Source organism: Polaromonas sp. 39-63-25 (genome assembly GCF_002278925.1).
Classification (GTDB): Bacteria; Pseudomonadota; Gammaproteobacteria; order Burkholderiales; family Burkholderiaceae_C; genus Polaromonas.
In genome coordinates, this window is sequence record NZ_NCJH01000011.1 from 53,244 (window position 1) to 75,608 (window position 22,365).

Below are 22,365 nucleotides of genomic sequence, written 5' to 3' on the forward strand. Positions count from 1 at the left end.
GGACGCCTTTTCTTTTTTTGCCTGAAACGCCTCTCATGCAGCACCAAAAAATCCTCATTCTCGATTTCGGCTCCCAGGTCACCCAGCTGATTGCACGGCGCATCCGTGAAGCCCATGTGTTCTGCGAAGTCCATCCCTGCGATGTGACCAGCGACTGGGTCCGCGACTACGCCCAGGACGGCAAGCTCAAGGGCATCATCCTGTCGGGCAGCCACGCCAGCGTCTACGAGGACAGCACCGACAAGGCGCCACAGGCGGTGTTCGACCTGGGCGTGCCCGTGCTGGGCATCTGTTACGGCATGCAGACCATGGCGCACCAGCTCGGCGGCATCGTGCAAAGCGGTCACAAGCGCGAATTCGGCCCTGCCGATGTACGGGCGCATGGTCATACCCAGCTGCTCGAAGGCATCCAGGACTACGCGACCTCCGAAGGCCACGGCATGCTGGAGGTATGGATGAGCCACGGCGACAAGGTCACCGAGTTGCCGCCCGGCTTCAAGCTGATGGCCAGCACCGACAGCTGCCCGATCGCCGGCATGGCCGACGAAGAGCGCCGGTTTTACGCCGTGCAGTTCCACCCTGAAGTCACGCACACCAAGCGCGGTGCGGCCATCCTCGAACGTTTTGTCCTGGATATCTGCGGTACGCGGGCCGACTGGATCATGGGCGACTACATCAGCGAGGCGGTGGAGAAAATCCGCGCCCAGGTCGGCAGCGAGGAAGTGATCCTCGGCCTGTCCGGCGGCGTCGATTCATCCGTTGCGGCGGCGCTGATTCACCGCGCCATCGGCGACCAGCTGACCTGTGTGTTTGTCGACCACGGCCTGCTGCGCCTGAACGAGGGCGACATGGTGATGGACATGTTTGTCGGCAAGCTGCACGCGAAAGTCATTCGCGTCGATGCCGCCGACCAGTTCCTCGGCCATCTCAAGGGCGTCAGCGACCCCGAAGCCAAGCGCAAGATCATTGGCCGCGAATTCGTGGAAGTGTTCAAGGCCGAAGCCGGCAAGCTCAAGAACGACCATTCGCGCCATGTGGCCTGGCTGGCCCAGGGCACGATTTATCCGGACGTGATCGAGAGCGGCGGCTCCAAGAACAAAAAGGCCATCACGATCAAGAGCCACCACAACGTGGGCGGCCTGCCCGAGCAGCTGGGCCTGAAGCTGCTCGAACCCCTGCGCGAGCTGTTCAAGGACGAAGTGCGCGAGCTGGGCGTGGCGTTGGGCCTGCCTTTTCACATGGTGTACCGCCACCCCTTCCCGGGCCCGGGCCTGGGGGTTCGGATTCTGGGCGAAGTCAAAAAGGAATACGCCGACTTGCTGCGCCGCGCCGACGCCATCTTCATTGAAGAGCTGCGCAACTTCACCGACGACGCCACCGGCAAGAGCTGGTACGACCTGACCAGCCAGGCGTTTGCGGTGTTTCTGCCGGTGAAAAGCGTGGGCGTCATGGGCGACGGCCGCACCTACGACTACGTCGTGGCCCTGCGCGCAGTGCAGACCAGCGACTTCATGACCGCCGACTGGGCCGAGCTGCCCTATGCGCTGCTCAAAAAGGTTTCCAGCCGCATCATCAACGAAGTGCGCGGCATCAACCGCGTCACCTACGATGTCAGCAGCAAGCCCCCGGCCACGATCGAGTGGGAGTAGGGCGCGGCGTCCGGCGAGTCCATTGCTTCCATGGGGCGATTGACGAGTGCGGCGATGATGCAAGCAGGCATCTTCCTCGAATCTGCAGCTCAATTTCGCTTTTGCCCCCGCTCAGCCCCCTAGCGAGCCTGGCGGTGATATAGCATAGGGATAAGTCTTGCCGTCGGGGGGCTGGCTGGTTTCAGCTTTCGCAGGGCTTTTTTTTGCTGTCTTGGGGGGATATATGGTCTTTCTGAGAAAAACGGGCGGTGAAACGCAGCGGCTGCGGATGTGGTTCTTGCTCCCGCTCGCCAGCGTGCTGGTGTTTGCTACGCTGCTCATCGTGACGCTGATCCGCCTCAAAGCGACCGGTGATATCAACCGGTATACAGAGGAAACCTCTGCGCTCGCCGAGCATGTCTACCGGGATCAGATCGAACTCTCGGCCAACATGCTGGGGGCGGCCATGGAGGCGCTGGCCAATGACCGATCGTTGCGCCAGAGCCTGGCGCGACGTGACCGTGAACAATTGCTGCAGAGCTCGGCCGGCATGTTTGCCGAACTGAGAAAAAAATACGATATCACCCATCTCTATTTTTCCGGCCCGAACCGGGTGAATATCCTGCGCGTGCATCAGCCGGAACGCTTTGGCGACACCATAAACCGCAACACCACCCTGCAGGCACAGCAGCAGAATAAAACCAGCTACGGTGTCGAGTTGGGGCCGCTGGGTACTTTCACGCTGCGTTTGGTCACACCGTGGTTCGATCCTGATGGGCAACTGCTCGGTTTCGTCGAGTTGGGGATGGAAATTGATCATGTGCTGAGGGCCGTACAGCGACAGGCGAACGTCAAGATGTCCATCTTGATTGACAAGAAATTCCTCGACCGCCAGGCATGGGAATCGGGCATGCGCATACTGGGACGTGTGCCGGACTGGAACCGGTTTCCCGATATGGTGGTGAGCATTCAGTCGAAAGGGAACACACCTCCGGAACTTTTTCGGCTCCTGGAGCGCGGTCTTATCGGCGAGCAGAAGGTGGTGGTGCCCGTGGTGGCCGGGACATCTGAGTATCGGGCGGTGATTCAGCCTCTCGAAGATGTGGCCGGGCGCAGCGTGGGAAGAATGGTGACGCTGGTTGATATCTCGCCCCAGGCAAAAACTCTCCAGGCAAAGACGCTCGATGCACTGGCTCGCGAGAGCGCGTGGGTTGGCGGTTTGGCCTGCATGACGTTGCTGGGCTTTTTCTACTGGCTGGTGGGCAAGGTCGGGCGGCAACTGGATCAGGCTCAGCAGCGTCTGCGCGAACTCGCCGACCACGACGGTCTGACCGGACTGTTCAATCACCGCATGCATTACCTGCGGCTCAGGGAAGAGTTTGTCCGCAGCGGGCGCACGGGCCAACCGATTTCCCTGCTGCTGCTGGATATTGACAACTTCAAGCAGATCAACGATCGCTACGGCCACCTTGCCGGCGATCTGGTCCTTAAAAGCATTGGTGATCTGGTGGTGGGTACCTGTCGTGAGGTGGATATTGCCTGTCGTTATGGCGGCGAAGAAATCACGCTCATCCTGCCGGAAACCGGGGCTGATGCGGCAATGATCCCCGCCGAGCGTTTACGCAAGATCATTGAGGGCCATGCTTTTGATTTCGAAGACAAGGAGAGCATTCATGTCACGGTCAGCATCGGCGTGGCAACGTCCTCGGAACAGCTTGCCTCAGCCGCTGAACTGACCAACGCTGCTGACCGTGCCATGTATCGCGCCAAGGAAAAAGGGCGCAACCGGGTGGAACGCGCGGAGGACTGCGTCGAGGAAGAATCAGGCATCGCCCCTGTTCCGGCACGTCCGTGAACGGTTAAAGTACGCAGATTATGTATCTGCCTCGCCAGTTCAATGATGACAGCGGCGTTCATGCGCCGGACCTGATTCGGACCTATCCCTTCGCCAGCCTGATCAGCGTGGACGACGCGGGGCTGCCTTACGTGACGCACCTGCCGCTGCATCTGGAAGAACGCGGTGATCAGCTGGTGCTGCTGGGGCACGTCGCAAAACCCAATCCGCATTGGCGCTACCTAGAAGCCAGGCCGAAGGCCGTGGCGACCTTTCTCGGACCCCATGCCTACCTGTCGCCCAAGGTCTACCCCGACCTGGCGCGGGTGCCGACCTGGAATTACCTGGCCGTGCACTGCACCGTGCAGGCCAGCCTGATCGAAGACCCGCAGGCCAAGGACCGGCTGCTCAAAAAACTGATTGGCGACCATGAGCCGCCGTATGCCGAGCAGTGGCGCGGCCTGGGCGAGGAGTTTGCCCACAAGATGCTGGCCGGCATTGTGGCTTTCGAGTTGCAGGTCACAGACCTGCAGTGCAAGCTCAAACTCAACCAGCACCGGACCGAGTCGCACGCTGCGATGAAAGCCATGTATGCCGCCGGCACGCCCGACGAACAGGCGCTGGCCGACTGGATGGAGCGGCTGGGCATGGGGGGCGCTGCCGCCCCCCGCAAGGAGGCCTGACATGCGTGCCATCTTTGGCGTTCTGAGCCTGCTGATCGTGGTCGCCATCATCGGCGTACTGGCAAAAAAACAGCTCTCCCCGGCGCCTGTGAAAGTTGCGCCGGCTGACGCTGGTCTGGTTTTGCCCGCGCCGGCGGCCGGCGCTACACCGCAGCAGCAAAGCCAGCAGATCCAGAATCAGGTGCGCCAGTCGATTGAAAACACGATGCAGCAGGCCCGGCCCATGCCGGAAGACAAATAATCTGCATCAAATCGGGCTTCAGCCCCCGTGGTACTTGCGCAAGCTGCTATTAAAAACGAAGCAATCATGAGCGACGCCGACTACATGCAACTGGCGCTGGCGCAGGCCCGGCAAGCCGCCGAGGCGGGTGAGGTGCCGGTCGGTGCCGTGCTGGTGCGGCATGGTCAGGTGATCGCCACCGGCTGCAATAAGCCCATCAACGGGCATGACCCGACGGCCCATGCCGAAATGCAGGCCCTGCGGTCTGCCGCCCAGGCCGGGGGCAACTACCGGCTCGACGAGTGCGAACTGTTTGTCACGCTGGAACCCTGCGCCATGTGCGCCGGTGCCATGCTGCATGCGCGGCTCAAGCGCGTGGTGTTCGGTGCGCCGGATCCAAAAACCGGGGCCGCCGGCTCCGTCATCGACCTGTTTGCCCATCCGCAGCTCAATCACCAGACGCAGGTGCAAGGTGGGGTGCTTGCCGGGGAATGCGGTGCGATGCTGCAGGATTTTTTCCAGCAGCGGCGCAGCGAACAGCGCCAGGAGACAAAACTGAACCATCCCCTGCGCGATGACGCCCTCCGCACGCCCGACAGCGCATTTGCCGGCCTGCCGGACTACCCCTGGACACCCCGCTACCTCAGCGACCTGCCGTCCCTGGCCGGCCTGCGCATGCATTACCTCGACGAGGGGCCCCGTGAGGGCCTCACCTGGCTGTGCCTGCACGGCAATCCGGCCTGGAGCTATCTGTACCGCAAGATGATCCCGGTGTTCCTGGCGGCCGGGCACCGGGTGGTGGCGCCCGACCTGATCGGTTTCGGCAAAAGCGACAAGCCCAAAAAGGACAGCTTTCACAGCTTCACCGGGCACCGGCAGAACCTGCTGGAGCTGGTGGAGCGGCTGGACCTGAAGAACATCGTTCTCGTGGTGCAGGACTGGGGCGGCCTGCTGGGCCTGACCCTGCCGATGGCCGCACCTGAGCGCTATCGGGGTCTGCTGGTCATGAACACGACGCTGGCGACTGGCGACGTGCCCTTGTCGCCGGGTTTTCTGGCCTGGCGCGAGATGTGCGCGAAAAACCCCGAGTTCGATGTGGCGCGGCTGTTCGCGCGCGGCAACCCCCAGATGCGTGCCGAAGAATGCGCCGCCTACAACGCGCCTTTCCCCGACCGGGGCCACCGCGCCGCCCTGCGTGCCTTTCCGGCCATGGTGCCGGAGGCCGAGAAATCGGACGGTGCCGCGATTTCACGGGAGGCACGCAGTTTCTGGCGCGAACGCTGGCAAGGCCGGACCCTGATGGCCGTCGGTGCGCAGGACCCCGTGCTCGGCCTGCCGGTCATGCTGCAATTGCAGGCCATGATCCGCGGCTGCCCCGAGCCCCTCGTGTTGCCTCAGGCAGGGCATTTTGTGCAGGAGCATGGGGAAAGCATTGCGCGGCAGGCGGTGCGTTCTCTGGGGGGCTGACCGGCGGCTTTGGAAGGGCTGGTCCGGGCAGTGGGATACTTCGTCTCGTGAAAAAACATATCTACATCTACTCCCCCTCCAGCGCCGTGCGCGACAAGGCCGCTTTCAAACGCGGCGTGCGGCGCCTGACGGCGCTGGGTTACGAGGTCGAACTGGACGAGGCCGCGCTGAGCAGCCACCAGCGCTTTGCCGGCGACGACGACACCCGGCTGGCCGCGATCGCCCGGGCGGCCGCCAGCGGCGCCGATGTAGCGTTGATCTCCCGGGGCGGCTACGGGCTGACACGCCTGCTGCCGCATATCAACTACAAGGCGCTGGACAAGGCGGTGTCCCGGGGCACACGTTTTGTCGGCCTGAGCGATTTCACGGCGCTGCAAAACGCGCTGCTGGCCAAAACCGGGGCGGTGACCTGGGCCGGCCCGGCACTCGGCGAGGACTTCGGGACCGAAGGGCAGCCTGACGACATCATGGAAGCCTGCTTTGACGACCTGATCACGGGGCAGGGCGAGGGCACCGGCTGGCGCCTGCCGAAAATCGTTACGAAATCAATAGCTGATGGCGCCTGGCAGCCGGGGGCCGAGGGCAAATTTGGCGTCAAAAATGCGGTTTTGTGGGGCGGAAACCTCGCGGTGCTGTGTTCCTTGGTGGGCACCCCTTACCTGCCCCAGGTGAAGGGCGGCATCCTGTTTCTGGAAGAGGTGCATGAACACCCGTACCGGCTGGAGCGCATGTTGACCCAGCTGTTGCACGCCGGTGTGCTGGCGCAGCAGAAGGCGGTGGTGCTGGGGCAGTTCACCAACTACAAGCTCGTGCCGCACGACAAGGGATTCAAACTGGCCACAGTGGTGGCGTGGTTACAGCGCCAGATCAAGGCGCCGGTGTTGAGCGGGTTGCCGTTTGGCCATGTGCCGACCAAGGTGGTGTTGCCGGTGGGGGGGAAGGTGACGCTGGCCGTCGAGGACAGGGACGCTTTTCTGCTCTGGGGTCATAGCCATTAAGCGGGGGAAACACACCAAGCTGGCCGGCGGTGTTGTCGGCCTCCTGGCACCTTGCCCGGTGGTGGGCAGCCTAGTTGGTCAGGGAACTGCGCCGCGAGCCGAGGCTGCCGGGCAGCAGGCCTTCAAACATCTTGGTGATGCCGCTGACCTTCTGGCGGGCGATGGTTTCGCCCTGCATGGCCGACAGCACGGCCATGACGTCACCGCGGGCATACCAGAGACCCTGCGCATCCTGGGCGTAGCGCACCCGCAGCGCAATTTTCGGGTAATGTTTTTCGCCGAACTCGCCGAGTTCGTTGAGCATCAACTGCCGAATGCCTTCGGTACGCTTTTCCAGGCTGGAAGGCGTCACTTCGCCACCATTGAGCAGACCCAGCAAACTGCTTTTCAAATCAGGTTTAATCCAGCGCATAGCGTTTGTGCTTTCGAGAGTAGGGCGGTGCGGAACCGTGCGGTCTGGTAGATTAAGCCTCCACGGTTACAGATGCAAGATGTATCACGTGACATGGTTAACGTAAAACAACAAATAAATCAAAGTGTTAGTAACCAAATGTCATGTTGATTCTCGGGTTGTAGACAAAGGTATTACTTTTTGAATGTTCCGGATTTGGTCACGCCCCGAAAATCATTGTGATTTTCTTTGTGATTTATTTACCTCTCGCTTCCCCGTTTTTTCACAAATTTTTTCTATTTAGAGCTTGATATGACTACCTACCCCTCGCACTACATCAATGGCCAATGGGTCAAGGCGCAATCGGCAGAGACTCTGCCGGTGTACGACTCGAGCACCGAGGAAGTCATGGCAACCGTGCCGGCCGGCACAGCGCTGGAAGCCGAACGCGCCGTGCTGGCCGCCCGCGCTGCTTTTGACGCCTGGGCTGCCTTGCCCGTCGAAACACGCGCCGCCTACCTGGACAAGGTTGCGGCCGGCCTGAAGGCCCGCACGGACGAGATGGCGCTGACCATCGCTCGTGAAGTCGGCATGCCGCTGAAAATGGCTCGCGCGGTGCAGGTGGGCGGGCCCACCTGGCACTGGGGCAACTTTGCCAGGATCGCGCGCAATTTCGAATGGGAAAAGAAGGTCGGCAACTCGCTGGTGGTGCGCGAGCCGATCGGTGTGGTGGGCTGCATCACGCCGTGGAATTTCCCGCTCAGCCAGATCACCCTGAAAATCGCGCCGGCGCTGGCCGCCGGCTGCACCGTGGTGCTCAAGCCCAGCGAGATCGCGCCCGTCAATGCCATGATCCTGGCCGAAATCATTCACGAAGCCGGCCTGCCGCCTGGCGTGTTCAACCTCGTCAACGGCATGGGTCCTGTGGTCGGCGAAGTGCTGGCGACCCACCCCGAGGTGGACATGGTCAGCTTCACCGGGTCCACGCGTGCCGGCAAACGTGTCAGCGAACTCGCCAGCCAGTCGGTCAAACGCGTGGCGCTGGAACTCGGCGGCAAGTCGGCCAGCGTCATCCTCGACGATGCCGACATGGAAGCCGCGGTCAAGGGAACGATCTCGGCCTGCATGCTCAACAGCGGCCAGACCTGCTCGGCCCACACCCGCATGCTGGTACCGGCCGGCCGTTATGACGAGGTCAAGGCGCTGGCGAAAACCGTGATCGCCAGGTTCAGCGTTGGCCCGAGCCTTGAGGAAACCAGCAAGCTCGGACCGCTGGTCAGCGCGAACCAGCGCGACCGTGTGCTGGGGTTCATCCGCACCGGCATCGAAGAGGGCGCGGACGTGATTGCCGGCGGTGACCAGCCGCCCGCCTTTGAGAAGGGCTACTTTGTGCAGCCCACCATCCTGGGCATCAAAGCTACAGACACCCTGGCCCAGGAAGAAATTTTCGGCCCCGTGCTGGTGGTGATTCCGTACAAGGACGAGGAAGAAGCCGTGGCGATTGCCAACAGCACCATTTACGGTCTGGGCGGCGGCGTCTGGAGCGGCAGCGACGAACATGCGATGAAAGTCGCACGCCGCATCCGCACCGGGCAGGTCGACATCAACGGCGGCCCCTTCAATGCCAATGCACCTTTCGGCGGCTACAAGCAGTCGGGCAACGGCCGCGAGGCGGGTGTGTACGGGTTTGAGGAGTTTCTGGAGCTCAAGTCGCTGCAGCTCAAGCCGGTCGCGGCCGCCTGATCGCCTGCACCTGATGGTGGGGGCCTGATTCGGTTAGGCTATCGCCCACAACAAGCAGGAGGCGATCATGGTCTGGGTCAAACGGTTTTTCTGGGGGGTACTGGTTCTGGTCGCGCTGCTGGCAGCTGCGCTGGCTGTGTACGCCGCACGGGCCTTTCCGGCGCTGGACGGCGAACTCAAGCTGCCCGCCCTGGCAGCGCCGGTGACCGTGGCGCGCGACGGCGCCGACGTCACCCACATCAAGGCCCAGTCCCCGCGCGACGCGTGGATGGCGCTCGGTTATGTGCATGCGCAGGAGCGTGGCTGGCAACTCGAGTTCAATCGCCGCGTCATGCACGGCGAACTCTCCGAGGTGCTGGGCGAGGCCACGCTGGACACCGACAAGCTCATGCGCACGCTGGGCATCATGGAAGCGGCCGCGCGCCAGTGGCAGGTGTTGCCGGCCGACGGCAAGGCGGCGCTGCAGGCCTACAGCGACGGCATCAACGCCTTTTACGCCGGCAGCGCGCAGGCGCTGTCGCCGGAATTCCACATCCTTGGCGTCAAGCCGGGCGGTCGCTCGGGCCGGCCCTGGACACCGCAGGACAGCGTCGGCTGGTCACTGATGATGGCGCTGGATCTGGGCGGCAACTGGGGCACCGAATTTGCACGCCTGTCCGCGGCCAAAGTACTGACGACCGAACAGCTGTGGCAGCTGTTCACGCCTTACCCGGGCGAGGCACCGGCTTCCAGAACCGACTTCGCCAAGCTGTACGCCGGGCTCGGCATTTACAAAACCGTGCCGGATGCTATTAAAACAGGAGCTGCTGGCGCAGGTATGGAAAGGGCTGAAGCCCGATTTGACGCAAAAACTCAGCAAGGGATGCGGGATCTGATGGCGCAGGACATCAATGGCTGGGCGAGCGACATCGGCAACGTCGAAGGCAAGGGCTCCAACAACTGGGTGCTTCCCGGCAGCCGCACACGCAGCGGCAAACCCCTGCTGGCGAACGACCCGCACCTGGGCCTGTCGGCGCCGGCCATCTGGTACTTTGCGCACCTGCGGGCACCCGCCGGCAAGGCCGCGGATGGAAGCACGCTGCCGGGCATGGACGTGATCGGTGCCACCTTGCCCGGCCTGCCGTTTGTGGTGCTGGGCCGCACCGACAAGGTCGCCTGGGGCTTTACCAACACCGGTCCCGACGTGCAGGACCTTTACCTGGAGCAGATCAACCCCGCCAATCCGCAGCAGTACCGGGTGCCGGGGGCCGCGGGCCGGACGTCATGGGCCGAGTTCAAGACACGCCTTGAAACCATCGCCGTCAAGGGCAAGCCGGACGTCAGCCTGACGGTGCGTGCCAGCCGCCACGGACCGGTGCTCAGCGACGTCCAAAAAGCGCATGGCGAGGTGCTGGACACCGGCAAGTACGTGCTTGCGCTGCGCTGGAGCGCCCTCGAGACGGACAACCTGACCGTGGTGGCCGGCATGCGTGGCAACCAGGCGCAGTCCGTGGACGACCTGCTGGCTGCCTACGCGAATTACCACTCGCCCATGCAGAACCTCGTGATGGCCGATGTGGCCGGCAAGGTGGCCTACAAGGCCGTGGGCAAGGTACCCCTGCGTCAGCCCGACAACGACATACGGGGTATTGCACCTTCACCGGGCTGGGAGGCGAAGTACGACTGGGCCGGCTGGTTGCCGTATGCCCAGACGCCGCAGACCGACGCGGTGGCCATCGGCAAGAAAGGCTGGTTTGCCAATGCCAACCAGAGCGTGACCCCGCCCGGTTATGACTTCTTCATGGGCCAGGACTGGGTGGCTCCTTACCGCTTTGACCGTATCGAGAAGCTGCTGGGTGACACCCCCCGGCATGATCTGGCGTCCATGCAGAAGATCCAGGGCGACCCCTTGTCGTTGGCCACGCTGACGCTGCTGCCGTTGTTGCAGAAGACCGCATCTCAACATGTGCTGGCCCAGCAGGCGCAAGCCGTCCTGGCCGGCTTCGACGGCCGCATGCGCGCCGACAGCGCGGCCCCGCTGATTTTCTCGGTCTGGGCCGATGAACTCACGCGTGGCGTGATAGGCGCCAGGCTGGGCGAAGAGCGTTTCAAGGCCATGTATGGCAAGCGCCATTTTCGCAGTGCCATCGAGGAGATTGTCCAGCGCAACGACGCCTTCTGGTGTGGCGCCGCAGGTTGCGCTGCCCAGTCCAGCGCCGCGCTGGACCGTGCGCTCACGCGCCTGCAGGCCAGCCATGGCCAGGTACCGGCCCAATGGAAGTGGGGCGATGTCCACTATGCGCTGTCGGTGCACCGGCCCTTCGGCAGCGTGCCGGCGCTGGCCCGGGTGTTCGACGTGCGGGTGCCGACGGACGGGGACTCCTTCACCATCAATGTCGGCCAGTACTGGCCCAACGACGCCAAAATCCCGTTTGCCAACCGGCACGCGGCGTCGCTGCGCGCCGTGTACGACCTGGCCGATCTGGAGAACTCGCAGTTCATCTACCAGACCGGGCAGAGCGGCCTGGTGTTTTCAAGCCGCTACCGCGACATGCGCCAGACCTGGGCGGCGGTGGGTTACCGCCCGCTGCAAATGAAGCCGGCGGCGTTTGTCCACGAGCTTCAGCTCAAGCCCTGACCCGTGCCGGCTTCATGCGGGGACAGCGTCCACGTTGAGCCGGTCCCAATGGCGGTGGCGGGCCATGGCGGCGATCAGGGCCTGCAAAATCTGGCCGTCGGCCGCCTTGCGCGAGTCGCCCAGCAGAATGCCCGCGGTGGGCTCCATCAGCGCGCCGTCCCTGGTGTCGAGCGCAAAACCCAGCGTACCGAGCAACTGCGCGCCTTCGTTGAGGGCGCAGACGGTCTTGCAGTGTTTGTAGGCCTCCAGCACGAAATGGACCGCGTCGCCCAGCTGTGCCAGCGTGGCGGCACTGGCCGCGCCACCCGGGATCACGACCGCGTCGAACATGATGGACGAGGTGTTGGAAAACGTGTGGTCCGCGGGAAGCTGCTTGCCTGACGAAGTGGTGACGGGGCCGAGCTGGGGCGCGACCACCTTGCACTGGGCGCCGGCGTCCAGCAGCTCCTGCTGCAGGCGCTTGAAGCTCAGCAGGTCCACACCGTCGGCCACCAGGATGGCGACCTTGCGTGTCCGGATGTTGTCGGTGGCCGGCCGGCCGGCCATGCTCAGCGCCGCATCTTCATCGACGGTCTGCGCAATCCGGTAGTCGCGAAAGCCCAGTCGCCCGGCCGCGGCCTTGGCGTCTGGCGCGTTGATGCCCAGCGGCGCAGCCACCCGGGCGGCCAGCTTGGCATCCACATGCGCCAGGTTGTCGACCATGCGCTGGCGGATGTCGGGCACCTCGACCTTGGACAGTTCAAACCGGAAGGCGGCCACGATGTGGTCTTTTTCGGCCGGGCTCTGGCTGTTCCAGAACAGCGTGGCATGGGAAAAATGGTCGTCGAACGAAGGGCTGCGCCTGCGGATTTTTGGAGACTCCAGCGCCTGCGGGTGGGTGTGAAAGCCCTGGGCGCCGCCATCGACACGAAATTCCGCGCCTGTCGCCAGGGTGTTGGGTTCGTAAGCGACCCGGCCCTTGCTGATGCCCTGGCGGTGCATGCCGTCGCGCTGGAAATTGTGGAAAGGGCAGACCGCCCTGTTGATCGGGATCTCGTGAAAGTTAGCCCCGCCCAGGCGTGACAGCTGGGTGTCCGTGTAGGAAAACAGGCGCCCTTGCAGCAGCGGGTCATCGGTGAAGTCGATGCCCGGCACCAGATGGCCGGGGTGAAACGCCACCTGTTCGGTCTCGGCAAAGAAGTTGTCGGGGTTGCGGTTGAGCACCATCTTGCCGATGAGCTGCACCGGCACCACCGACTCGGGGATCAGCTTGGTCGGGTCCAGGATGTCAAAGCCGAGCTTGTCTTCCTGGCCCTCCTCGATGATCTGCACGCCGAGCTCCCACTCCGGAAAATCGCCCCTGTCGATGGCTTCCCAGAGGTCGCGGCGATGGTAGTCCGCGTCTTTGCCGGCAATTTTCTGGGCTTCGTCCCAGGCCAGGCCATGCACGCCGAGTTTGGGCTTCCAGTGGAATTTCACAAAATGCGCGTCGCCGTGAGCATTGATGAAACGGAAGGTGTGCACGCCAAAACCTTCCATCATGCGGTAGCTGCGCGGAATGGCGCGGTCCGACATCGCCCACATCAGCATGTGGGTCGATTCGGGCATCAGCGAGACAAAGTCCCAGAAGGTGTCGTGCGCGCTCGCGGCCTGCGGCATCTCGTTGTGGGGCTCGGGCTTGAGGGCATGGACGAGGTCGGGGAACTTGATCGCGTCCTGGATGAAGAAGACCGGGATGTTGTTGCCCACCAGGTCGTAGTTGCCTTCGTCGGTGTAGAACTTGACGGCAAAACCACGCACGTCGCGCACCGTGTCTGCCGATCCCCGTGAGCCGGCGACGGTGGAAAAGCGCACGAACACCGGGGTTTCCAGCTCGGGATTCTGCAGAAAACCGGCGCAGGTGAACTGCGTCATCGGCTTGTAGAGCTTGAAAAAACCGTGCGCCGCGGAGCCGCGTGCATGCACGGCGCGTTCGGGAATGCGTTCGTGGTCGAAGTGGGTGATTTTTTCGCGGAGGATGAAGTCCTCCATCAGCGTCGGACCGCGCACGCCGGCCTTGAGCGAATTGTGGTTGTCCGGGATGTGCAGACCCTGGTTGGTCGTCAGCGTGCTGGCGGCGTCGGCAGTAAAAGCCTGAAGCTGTTTTTGCTTTTCGGTGGCCCCGTTGGAAAGCTTGGGGGCGCTGGCTGTACTGCGCTTGGGTTGCGTCATCTGGGTTCCTTGGAAACGGTTCAAAAAAAAGGAGGGGAGTGCCGGCCGGACAGGCCGCCCGTGGCGGCTGCAGGGGTGCTAGCTGGACTCGCAGTCGAGCAGGCGCTCCAGCCCCTTGGCGACAAGCATCACGGCCAGGATCGCCACCACGGCGACCATCAGCCAGGCCATAACGGTTTGCAGCGGTTCGGCCGTGCCTTCGGGCAACATCGCCAGCAGGGCGCCCAGAGCGACCAGGGCCGCCACCAGCCAGGCCGCGGGTCCGAAAGGGGAATGCCGCTGGCGCGTGCCCGCTGTGCCGGGGGCGTCGGTGGGGGAGGATGTTGCGAGTGCCATCGGATGTCCTCATGGGAAGGGGGCGGTGGAAGAAACCGCGGCGGAAAACACGGAGGGAAACACTGGAGGGAGTAGCAGTCCCACCTTACTGGGCGGGGCGGCCAGGGGTCGTAGTTGCCGGGCGCCAGTGGCTGTAAGGTCAGTCGCGAGCCCTTGTAAGACCTGTCTTACTTCGATGCGTCGCACTGCCTGACCGCCGCGTGGGCCGCACAAACGTTGTGCGAGGCCCCGCCGCAGGCGCGGCCGCGCCGGGGCTTCCTCCTACAGGGCGACAGTGGGCTTTCCCGCATGCCGGGTCAGCCAGGCCTTTTAAGGTTGGAGGACTGCGAGAAAAGCACGCGGCCCGGTTGGGGTCCGCCATTTTTTTTGCTGAACCGGAACTGACCCGGAGAAAGCGTCCTGATGATCACGCCCCGCATTGAAGAAGAACGCACACTGCCAGCCCCGCCATCGCGGCCGCTGAATGAGGACGTGCTGCAGTCGGCCGAACAGGCGGTGCTGAGCAACCCCGCTTCGGACGGGATTCTGGCCCCTGCCGACCATGACGCGGCAGCACCGGGTGTGCTGACACGCTACCGCGGGTCGCTGGCCAGCCAGGTGGCCCGCAAACCAGGCCAGTCCGCGCTGCTCGCCCTGGCGGCGGGTGCCCTGACCGCCGCGCTGTTGCGGTCCCTGGTCAGCCGCCGCAGGCGCCACCCACGGTCATGACTCTTCATGCCACCCCTCCCGGCTGGAGGGCCCACGTGCCGCCCGGCAGTCCGCCACCGGTGATGCCGCCGTCACCGGAGCTACCGCCCGAGGTGATCGACTTGCCGCCCGGCGAGCCCGTCCAGCCGGTGCGCGAGCCTGGCCAGGTGAATCCGGCTCAGGCCTTCGCCGGTCGCGACGACAGGTCGCGGATGGCGTTTCGCGCCTCATCCCCTTCGGGAATCGGCTCGCCGCTGTCACGCCACTGCACCGCGGCCTTGAAACCTTCGGCCTGGGCATAACGGCGAAACCACATGCCCTCGGGGTTGTGGCGCGTGATGCCGTCGAACACGGTGGCCATCATCTGCGTCTGCTCCAGCCCCATGGTCAGCATCACCTGGTTGACCACCATCTTGTGCATGGCCAGATGTGAACGCGGCACGCCGGCGATGCGCTGCGCGAGCTTTAGGGTGGCCGCTTCCAGCTGATCGGGCGGCACACTTTCGTTGGCCAGACCCCAGTCGGCGGCTTTTTTTCCGTCGATGGTGTCGCCGGTGAACATCAGCTGCTTGGCACGGGTGGCGCCCAGCCGGTAGGTCCACATCGCCGTGGTGGGGCAGCCCCAGACGCGGGTCGGCATGTAGCCGATGCGTGCATCGTCGGCCATTACCAGCAAGTCGCAGCACAGCGCAATATCGCTGCCGCCGGCCGCTGCGTAACCGTGGACCTTGGCAATCGTCGGTTTCGGACTGCGCCACAGGCTCATGAAATCTTCGGTGTTGCGCTTCATGTAGGCGTAGTCCACCATCGGGTCCCAGGGGAACTGCTCCTGCTGGCAGGGGTGGTCGATGTTGCCTTCGCCGAAGTGATTCAGGTCGTACCCGCCACAAAACCCCTTGCCCGCGCCTTCGACAATGATCACGTGGACCTCATCCTCGGCCGCAGCCCAGTCGATGGCGGCCCGGATCTCGCGCGGCATGGCGTCGTTGATGGCGTTGAGCCGCTCGGGACGGTTGAGCAGCAGGCGTGCGATGCGCGGGTGGGCGGCGTCCTTGGCTATGCGCAGGGTGCTGAATTCGGGCATGTCTTGTCTCCGGTGTTGTGATGAAAACCATCATAGCCAAGGGTGGGACGGGCACCATGACGGGCGGGGGTTGTCAATTCTCCAATCTGGTTGCGCCTGCAACCAGTTCGCCTTATAGTTGTGTCCGCAACCAAATAAGTACCTGCCCATGACTTCCATGAATTCCCCGTTCCCGGACCGTGTTCCGGTGCTGATTGCCGGCGGCGGACCGGTCGGTCTCACCCTGGCCGCTTTGCTTTCGCGTTACGGCATCGACTGCCTGGTGGTGGAAGCCGATGAGGCTTATTGCAGCGGCAGCCGCGCCATCTGCATGTCGCGCCGCTCGCAGGAAATCCTCGGCTGGGTCGCTGCCGACAAGCCGCTGGTGGACAAGGGCCTGTCCTGGGTCGGCGGGCGCAGCTACTGGCGCGACGCCGAGGTGCTGCATTTCCAGATGCCCAGCGAGCCGACCCAGCGTTTTGCGCCCATGGTCAACATCCAGCAGTTTTATGTGCCGAGATCGAGGTGCAGGGCCCGGCGGGCCCGCATACCGTGCACGCCGACTGGGTGGTGGCTTGCGACGGCGGGCGCAGCACTGTGCGCGAGCAGTTGGGCCTGCAGTTGCAGGGCACGCAGTACGACGGCAAATACGTGATCGTCGACATCGTGCAAAAAACAAAAAGGGCGGTCGAACGCCTGGCCTGGTTCGACCCGCCGTCCAACCCCGGCTCCACCATCCTGATGCACCGCCAGCCTGACGATGTCTGGCGCATCGACTACCAGATCCGCGACGACGAAGACCCGGTCGAGGCGGTCAAACCCGAAAACGTCTTGCCGCGTGTGCAAAGCCATTTGCGCATGATCGGCGAGGACGAACCCTGGGAGCCGCTGTGGATCTCGATCTACAACGCCAAATGCCTGAGCCTGGACAGCTACCGCCACGGCCGCGTGTTGTTCGCCGGTGACGCGGCGCACCTGGTGCCCATCTTCGGCGTGCGCGGGCTCAACTCCGGGCTGGACGATGCCGGCAACCTGGCCTGGAAGCTGGCCGCCGTGATCGAGGGCAGGGCGGGCGAGAACCTGCTCGATTCGTATTCCACCGAGCGGGTCCATGCCGCGCGCGAGAACATCGCCTATGGCGCCAAAAGCACCGAGTTCATGGCGCCGCCCAACTTTGCGTTCAAGCTGATGCGTGAAGCCACCTTGCGGCTGGCCCTCAGCGACGACAAGGTGCGGCCGCTGATCAACCCGCGCCAGTCCTCGCCCATCACCTATGTCGACTCACCGCTCAACGTACCGCAAGCCGGTGCGTGGGCCAGCGACTTGGCCGCACCCGGCGCGCCCGCGCCTGAGGCCCTGCTGGCCGGCCCGCACGGCCCGCTGCACCTCACGCAATGTTTTGGCCGCGACATGGTGTGCCTGGTGTTCGCCGACGGCGCTTTGCCCGATGCGCTGCGGGACTTGCCGGACCACGGCGTGGCGGTGCTGGAGATTGAGCCCGAGGCCGACACCCTGGGCCAGGCGCGCCAGCGTTACGGCCTGCCCGATGCCAGCGCAGAGGCCCTGGTGCTGGTACGCCCCGACGGTTATGTGATGGGCCGCTGGCGCGGCCTGGACCCGGCGCCGCTGCTGGCCGCTTTGGAACTCAAAGGATTCGCTGTATGACCGATGCCGACCTCGACCGGAGTTATTCCGCCCTGTGCGAAGCCCTTGCGCAGGCGGGCGAGGCCAGGGCGCCGCTCCTGCTGGCGATGCTGAGCCTGTCGCTGATGAGCCGCTTCGAGCGCGCCGACCAGGTCTTGCCCTTGATCGCCAACGCGCAGACACAGTGCGCCGCCGGGGCCGCTGATGCCGCATAAATCCCCCGGCATCCCGCGGCTGGACGAGTTCCTGACCTACCGGCTGCACCTGGTCAACAAGCTGACCGACAAGTTCAGCAGTGATGCCTATGCCGACGAGTTCAACCTGCCGGTCGGCGAGGCGCGCTGCCTGGCGGCCATCGGCAACTTTGCGCCGCTCTCGGTGGTGGAACTCGCGGCCAAGGCCAACCTCAACAAGGGCCAGGCCAGCCGTGCGGCGCAGTCGCTGGTGGAGCGCGGCCTGGTGTCCAAGGAGGCCAGTACCTCCGACGGCCGCGGCGTGGTGTTGACGCTGACCAGGGCAGGCCAGCGCTTGTGGAGCCGCGTGATGGCACTGATTGCGCGGCGCAACGAAGAGATTTTTGGCTGCCTGTCGGCAACGCAGCAGCACCAGCTGGGCCGCATGCTGGACCGCCTGATTGCCCATGCCCGGGCCTGAATCGGGCATTTAAACGCCGAAACGGGTTGATTTGGGTTGATTCGGGGCGCGAAGTACCCATGTGAGGAGCACTAGCGGGCTTAAAACCTTAAAATAAAAGGTTGCCCTTTCAGGTCCTCTTTAGGCCCCCATGAACGCCCCCATCGACGTCTCTTTTTTCGCGCGCGCCGCCAAACCCCTGACCAGCTACCGCAAGTACTGGGCCAGCCGCTTCGGCACGTCGAAATTCCTGCCCATGAGCCGGGCCGAGATGGACCAGCTCGGCTGGGACAGCTGCGACATCATCATCGTCACCGGCGATGCCTATGTGGACCACCCGAGCTTCGGCATGGCGGTCATCGGCCGCATGCTCGAAGCGCAGGGCTTTCGCGTCGGCATCATCGCGCAGCCTGACTGGCAAAGCGCCGACCCATTCAAGGCCCTGGGCAAACCGAACCTGTTTTTCGGCGTGACCGCCGGCAACATGGATTCGATGATCAACCGCTACACGGCGGACCGCAAGATCCGCAGCGACGACGCCTACACCCCCGGCGACATCGGCGGCAAACGGCCCGACCGCGCCGCCATCGTCTATTCGCAGCGCTGCCGCGAAGCGTACAAGGACGTGCCCATCATCCTGGGCGGTATCGAAGGCTCGCTGCGCCGCATTGCCCATTACGACTACTGGTCCGACAAGGTGCGCCGCTCCATCGCGGTGGATGCCAAGTGCGACCTGCTGCTGTACGGCAACGCCGAACGCGCAATTGTGGAAATTGCCCACCGCATCGCCGCCAAGGAGCCGGTCGCGACCATGACCGACATCCGCGGCACGGCCTTCATCCGCCGCACGGGTGACGAGACCGCCCAGGGCTGGTTCGAGATCGACTCCACCAGCGTGGACGCGCCGGGCCGGGTCGAGGCGCACGTCAACCCTTACCTGATGATTTCGGAGCAGGCCAAGGAGCAGGGCGCAAGTTGCGCACGTGAGGACGAAGCGGCTGAGGTTGCGGCACAGGCGGAATCGGCAGGAAGCACCGCCGTCCACGCAACCGCTCGCCCTGAGCCTGTCGAAGGAGCTCCCAAGGCTTCGACAAGCTCAGCCCGAACGGACATGGGCTCCACCATCAAACCGCTGACCTTCGTGCCCAACCCCGCTTTGTCGCACATGCAGGGCAGGATCAAGGTGCCGCCGCGCGACCGCTCGGTGATCCGCCTGCCGTCCTACGAGCAGGTCAAAAGCGACGCCGTGCTCTACGCCCACGCCAACCGCGTGCTGCACCTCGAAACCAACCCCGGCAACGCCCGCGCGCTGGTGCAGGCGCACGGCGAAGGCGCAACCGCGCGCGACGTGTGGATCACGCCGCCGCCAATTCCGCTGACCACCGCCGAGATGGACTACGTGTTCGATCTGCCCTACGCACGCGCGCCGCATCCGGCCTACCAGGACGAGAACGGCAGCCACGACGGCGCGACCAAGATCCCGGCCTGGGAGATGATCCGCTTTTCCGTCAACATCATGCGCGGCTGTTTCGGCGGCTGCACCTTCTGCTCGATCACCGAGCATGAGGGCCGCATCATCCAGAGCCGATCGGAAGACTCGGTGATCCGCGAGATCGAGGCGATCCGCGACACCGTCAAGGGCTTCACCGGGTCGATCTCCGACCTGGGCGGCCCCACCGCCAACATGTACCGCATCGGCTGCAAGTCGCCCGAGATTGAATCGGCCTGCCGCAAGCCGAGCTGTGTCTATCCCGGCATCTGCCAGAACCTCAACACCGACCACAACCCGCTGATCAAGATGTACCGCCGCGCGCGGGCGCTCAAGGGCGTGAAGAAAATCCTGATCAGCTCCGGCCTGCGTTACGACCTGGCCGTGCAAAGCCCCGAGTACGTGAAAGAGCTGGTCACGCACCACGTCGGCGGTTACCTCAAGATTGCACCGGAACACACCGAGCAGGGGCCTCTGACGAAGATGATGAAGCCCGGCATTGGCAGCTATGACAAGTTCAAGCAGATGTTCGAGAAGTACACGCTCGAAGCCGGCAAGAAGCAGTTTTTGATTCCCTACTTCATCGCTGCCCACCCTGGCACCAGCGACGAAGACATGATGAACCTGGCGATCTGGCTCAAGAAAAACGGCTTTCGCGCCGACCAGGTGCAGACGTTTTACCCGTCGCCCATGGCCACCGCGACGACGATGTACCACACCAACAAAAACCCGCTGCGCAAGATCACGCGCGACAGCGAAACGGTGGACATCGTGCGCGGCGACAAGCGGCGCCGCCTGCACAAGGCCTTTTTGCGCTACCACGACGCCAACAACTGGCCGCTGCTGCGCGAGGCGCTCAAAGCCATGGGCCGCGCCGACCTGATCGGCAACGGCAAGCACCACCTGATCCCAACCTTCCAGCCCATGACCGACGGCGGCTACGTGAGCGCGCGCAAGAAGAACTCGACGACCGTGACGGCGAAAGCCGGCACTTCCGGTCTTTCGCTCAAACCCGTGACACCGGTCAAGGGCCGCATCCTGACCCAGCACACCGGCCTGCCGCCGCGCGACAACGGTTCGGGCAAACCAGGGGCCAAGCCCTTCGTGCGCAAGGCGCGATGAAGCCGGAGACTGTCATCCGGCCCATGCGGGCAGAAGACATTGCCTCGATACTTGAGATTCAATCCTGCTGCTACGACGAGACGAAGCTGGAGTCGGAGCAGTCGTTTCTCGCCAAGCTGAAGGCATCCCCGACCTCGTGTTTTGTTGCTCTGGTGCCCGACGGCCTCGCCGGTTATCTCGTTGCGGTACCGGCTGAAGCTGGCAGCCCTCCGCCCTTGAATGGTCCGTCTTTCTCCGTTCCACCCACGGCAAACGCTCTCTACTTGCACGATCTCGCGTTACACCCCGCGGCACGAGGCACGGGTGTGGCGGTCGCACTCATTGAAGCCTATTTCCAGGCGCTCAAGCAGTTGAAGGTTCAGTTCGCCTGCCTGACGGCGGTCAACGACTCGAAATCGTTCTGGGAGCGTTACGGTTTTCGGGCGGCGGTGCCGACCGGCTCAGGCGCCGGGCACATGGAGACTTACGGTGAAGAAGCCCGATACATGAGCAGGCCCGTGAATGCTTGAAAGGTATCTGCGTAACTTCGCTTGCTTGATCAAAGTCTCAGGGGCGGGCGTTGGCGCCTGCGGCTGGTCATGGGAACCCTGCAGGAACTGCGCGCCGCCTGCCTTGAAGTGCAGGCTGGCCCAGAGCTTCACCAGTGAAATAAGCGGCTGACCCGGCTGGCTTGCGCCGGTCTGCCATGGCGGCTTGCGGGGCGGTTTCAGGCAGAGAAAATGGCCTCCAGCCCAGAAGCAGCGTGCGCGAGCAGCTATTAAATCGATAGTAATTTTGCAGCCAGACCACGCCAGCCGCACCTCGTTTTATAGTGGAGGCCATGCCCCAGAATCGCACGCTGCTGCAGCAAACCACCACCCTCAAAGTCGAGCGTGTGGTGCTGCACGCGCCTTCCGCGCAATGGAGCCCGGACTACGTCGTGGCCTCGCCGCGCCTGGTGCTGCCGGCCAGCGGCGCCACCGAATTCCGCGTGGCCGGGCAGAACGTGCTGCTTGATGGCCTGACCGCGTTGAGCCTGCCGGCCGGCCTGCTGTACCAGATGAAACCTTGTGCCGATGCCGCGCGTACCAGCATCGTCGTCAGCGCACAGCCGGGCGTCGGTCATGCGTTGCTGGCGTCCGATGCGTGGGCGCTGAGCCCGCGCGCCGTGTGGCTGCTGAGGCGGCATTGGCGCGCGATCGGTCTGGGCAGGGCTGGTGAGTCCACCCAGGTGCTTCTGCAAACCGTGCTGCGATACGCACCACCCGTCGCGCCGTTTCAAGGCCGCTCAGCACCCGCGGTGCAACGTGCGCAGCGTTTCATGGTGGCGCGTACCGCCGCAACCGACGCCGTACCGTGGACGTTGAACGACGTAGCGGACGCTGCGTGTAGTTCGCTTTTCCATCTGGCGCGCTCCTTTCGCAAACACACCGGCCTGAGCCTGCACGGCTACCGCCAGCGGCTGCGCTTGGCCACGGCGCTGCAACGGCTGGAAGAAGGCGAACGCGACATTGCCGCGCTGGCGCATGAGCTCGGCTACAGCAGCCAGAGCCATCTGGGCGCCGCCTTTGTGCGCGAGCTCGGCGTAACGCCCGCACAAGCCCGGCGCGAACTCACAGCCTGAAACCGTAGCAACCACAA

General features: G+C 64.0%; 17 protein-coding genes and 2 pseudogenes. 15 read left to right on the forward strand and 4 right to left on the reverse strand.

Features of this window, described 5'->3' with window-relative positions:
• Positions 1–35: 35 nt before the first annotated feature.
• From guaA to B7X65_RS14495, 6 genes are all read left to right on the forward strand, one after another.
• Positions 36–1,649, forward strand: a complete 1,614-nt coding sequence (gene guaA, locus B7X65_RS14470; protein WP_293595002.1) for a glutamine-hydrolyzing GMP synthase — start codon at positions 36–38, stop codon at positions 1,647–1,649.
• Positions 1,650–1,872: 223 nt separating this feature from the next.
• On the forward strand, positions 1,873–3,483 hold the full coding sequence (locus B7X65_RS14475; protein ID WP_293595003.1) for a diguanylate cyclase: 1,611 nt from the start codon (positions 1,873–1,875) through the stop codon (positions 3,481–3,483).
• A 20-nt stretch (positions 3,484–3,503) separates the two neighbouring features.
• Positions 3,504–4,145, forward strand: a complete 642-nt coding sequence (locus tag B7X65_RS14480; protein WP_293595004.1) for an FMN-binding negative transcriptional regulator — start codon at positions 3,504–3,506, stop codon at positions 4,143–4,145.
• A gap of 1 nt (position 4,146) precedes the next feature.
• A complete protein-coding gene (locus tag B7X65_RS14485) occupies positions 4,147–4,386 on the forward strand; it encodes a hypothetical protein (RefSeq protein WP_293595005.1) in 240 nt (79 codons plus the stop codon).
• Positions 4,387–4,452: 66 nt separating this feature from the next.
• A complete protein-coding gene (gene tadA, locus B7X65_RS14490) occupies positions 4,453–5,832 on the forward strand; it encodes a tRNA adenosine(34) deaminase TadA (RefSeq protein WP_293595006.1) in 1,380 nt (459 codons plus the stop codon).
• A 47-nt stretch (positions 5,833–5,879) separates the two neighbouring features.
• Entirely contained in the window at positions 5,880–6,830 is a 951-nt protein-coding gene (locus tag B7X65_RS14495) for an LD-carboxypeptidase (RefSeq protein WP_293595007.1), read from the forward strand.
• Between the two features lie 70 nt (positions 6,831–6,900).
• Here the strand turns inward: B7X65_RS14495 and B7X65_RS14500 are convergent, their stop codons facing one another.
• Positions 6,901–7,221, reverse strand: coding sequence for a hypothetical protein (locus tag B7X65_RS14500; protein ID WP_240523514.1), 321 nt, complete (start codon positions 7,219–7,221; stop codon positions 6,901–6,903).
• Between the two features lie 312 nt (positions 7,222–7,533).
• Between B7X65_RS14500 and B7X65_RS14505 the strand changes: the two genes are divergently transcribed.
• The gene (locus B7X65_RS14505) at positions 7,534–8,964 is read left to right on the forward strand and encodes an aldehyde dehydrogenase family protein (RefSeq protein ID WP_293595008.1); all 1,431 of its coding nucleotides are present in this window, start codon (positions 7,534–7,536) and stop codon (positions 8,962–8,964) included.
• A gap of 67 nt (positions 8,965–9,031) precedes the next feature.
• The gene (locus tag B7X65_RS14510) at positions 9,032–11,581 is read left to right on the forward strand and encodes a penicillin acylase family protein (protein WP_293595009.1); all 2,550 of its coding nucleotides are present in this window, start codon (positions 9,032–9,034) and stop codon (positions 11,579–11,581) included.
• 12 nt (positions 11,582–11,593) lie between these two features.
• On the opposite strand, the gene B7X65_RS14515 is transcribed toward B7X65_RS14510, so the two are convergent.
• Both B7X65_RS14515 and B7X65_RS14520 read right to left on the reverse strand, forming a co-directional pair.
• Complete coding sequence (locus tag B7X65_RS14515) at positions 11,594–13,771, reverse strand: catalase (RefSeq protein ID WP_293595010.1); 2,178 nt, start codon at positions 13,769–13,771, stop codon at positions 11,594–11,596.
• Positions 13,772–13,849: 78 nt separating this feature from the next.
• Positions 13,850–14,107 carry a hypothetical protein gene (locus tag B7X65_RS14520; protein ID WP_293595011.1) on the reverse strand — a complete coding sequence of 86 codons (258 nt, stop codon included), beginning with the start codon at positions 14,105–14,107 and terminating at the stop codon, positions 13,850–13,852.
• A 402-nt stretch (positions 14,108–14,509) separates the two neighbouring features.
• Between B7X65_RS14520 and B7X65_RS14525 the strand changes: the two genes are divergently transcribed.
• A complete protein-coding gene (locus B7X65_RS14525) occupies positions 14,510–14,815 on the forward strand; it encodes a hypothetical protein (RefSeq protein WP_293595012.1) in 306 nt (101 codons plus the stop codon).
• A gap of 157 nt (positions 14,816–14,972) precedes the next feature.
• On the opposite strand, the pseudogene B7X65_RS14530 reads toward B7X65_RS14525, so the two are convergent.
• Positions 14,973–15,881, reverse strand: a pseudogene (locus B7X65_RS14530) (crotonase/enoyl-CoA hydratase family protein); the annotation flags it as partial.
• A gap of 145 nt (positions 15,882–16,026) precedes the next feature.
• Here B7X65_RS14530 and B7X65_RS14535 point away from each other — a divergent pair.
• The 6 genes and pseudogenes from B7X65_RS14535 (at position 16,027) to B7X65_RS14560 (ending at position 22,348) form a co-directional block, all read left to right on the forward strand.
• Positions 16,027–17,522, forward strand: a pseudogene (locus tag B7X65_RS14535) (FAD-dependent monooxygenase).
• Positions 17,519–17,716, forward strand: coding sequence for a hypothetical protein (locus tag B7X65_RS14540; RefSeq protein ID WP_293595013.1), 198 nt, complete (start codon positions 17,519–17,521; stop codon positions 17,714–17,716). Before B7X65_RS14535 ends, B7X65_RS14540 begins: the two are co-directional and overlap by 4 nt.
• Positions 17,706–18,155 (forward strand): MarR family winged helix-turn-helix transcriptional regulator, encoded by a 450-nt coding sequence (locus tag B7X65_RS14545; protein ID WP_293595014.1) that lies wholly within the window; start codon positions 17,706–17,708, stop codon positions 18,153–18,155. Before B7X65_RS14540 ends, B7X65_RS14545 begins: the two co-directional genes overlap by 11 nt.
• Before the next feature lie 130 nt (positions 18,156–18,285).
• A complete protein-coding gene (locus B7X65_RS14550; RefSeq protein ID WP_293595015.1) occupies positions 18,286–20,745 on the forward strand; it encodes a YgiQ family radical SAM protein in 2,460 nt (819 codons plus the stop codon).
• Positions 20,742–21,254: a GNAT family N-acetyltransferase gene (locus B7X65_RS14555; RefSeq protein WP_293595016.1), complete on the forward strand. Its 513-nt coding sequence runs from the start codon at positions 20,742–20,744 to the stop codon at positions 21,252–21,254. The genes B7X65_RS14550 and B7X65_RS14555 overlap by 4 nt, the downstream gene beginning before the upstream one ends.
• Positions 21,255–21,565: 311 nt before the next feature.
• Positions 21,566–22,348: a helix-turn-helix transcriptional regulator gene (locus B7X65_RS14560; protein WP_293595017.1), complete on the forward strand. Its 783-nt coding sequence runs from the start codon at positions 21,566–21,568 to the stop codon at positions 22,346–22,348.
• Positions 22,349–22,365: the final 17 nt, after the last annotated feature.

Coding starts and splice junctions, on each gene's coding strand:
- guaA (WP_293595002.1), top strand. CDS start 36: ATGCAGCACCAAAAAATCCTCATTCTCGATTTCGGCTCCCAGGTCACC.
- B7X65_RS14475 (WP_293595003.1), top strand. CDS start 1,873: ATGGTCTTTCTGAGAAAAACGGGCGGTGAAACGCAGCGGCTGCGGATG.
- B7X65_RS14480 (WP_293595004.1), top strand. CDS start 3,504: ATGTATCTGCCTCGCCAGTTCAATGATGACAGCGGCGTTCATGCGCCG.
- B7X65_RS14485 (WP_293595005.1), top strand. CDS start 4,147: ATGCGTGCCATCTTTGGCGTTCTGAGCCTGCTGATCGTGGTCGCCATC.
- tadA (WP_293595006.1), top strand. CDS start 4,453: ATGAGCGACGCCGACTACATGCAACTGGCGCTGGCGCAGGCCCGGCAA.
- B7X65_RS14505 (WP_293595008.1), top strand. CDS start 7,534: ATGACTACCTACCCCTCGCACTACATCAATGGCCAATGGGTCAAGGCG.
- B7X65_RS14510 (WP_293595009.1), top strand. CDS start 9,032: ATGGTCTGGGTCAAACGGTTTTTCTGGGGGGTACTGGTTCTGGTCGCG.
- B7X65_RS14515 (WP_293595010.1), bottom strand. CDS start 13,771: ATGACGCAACCCAAGCGCAGTACAGCCAGCGCCCCCAAGCTTTCCAAC.
- B7X65_RS14520 (WP_293595011.1), bottom strand. CDS start 14,107: ATGGCACTCGCAACATCCTCCCCCACCGACGCCCCCGGCACAGCGGGC.
- B7X65_RS14525 (WP_293595012.1), top strand. CDS start 14,510: ATGATCACGCCCCGCATTGAAGAAGAACGCACACTGCCAGCCCCGCCA.
- B7X65_RS14540 (WP_293595013.1), top strand. CDS start 17,519: ATGACCGATGCCGACCTCGACCGGAGTTATTCCGCCCTGTGCGAAGCC.
- B7X65_RS14545 (WP_293595014.1), top strand. CDS start 17,706: ATGCCGCATAAATCCCCCGGCATCCCGCGGCTGGACGAGTTCCTGACC.
- B7X65_RS14550 (WP_293595015.1), top strand. CDS start 18,286: ATGAACGCCCCCATCGACGTCTCTTTTTTCGCGCGCGCCGCCAAACCC.
- B7X65_RS14555 (WP_293595016.1), top strand. CDS start 20,742: ATGAAGCCGGAGACTGTCATCCGGCCCATGCGGGCAGAAGACATTGCC.
- B7X65_RS14560 (WP_293595017.1), top strand. CDS start 21,566: ATGCCCCAGAATCGCACGCTGCTGCAGCAAACCACCACCCTCAAAGTC.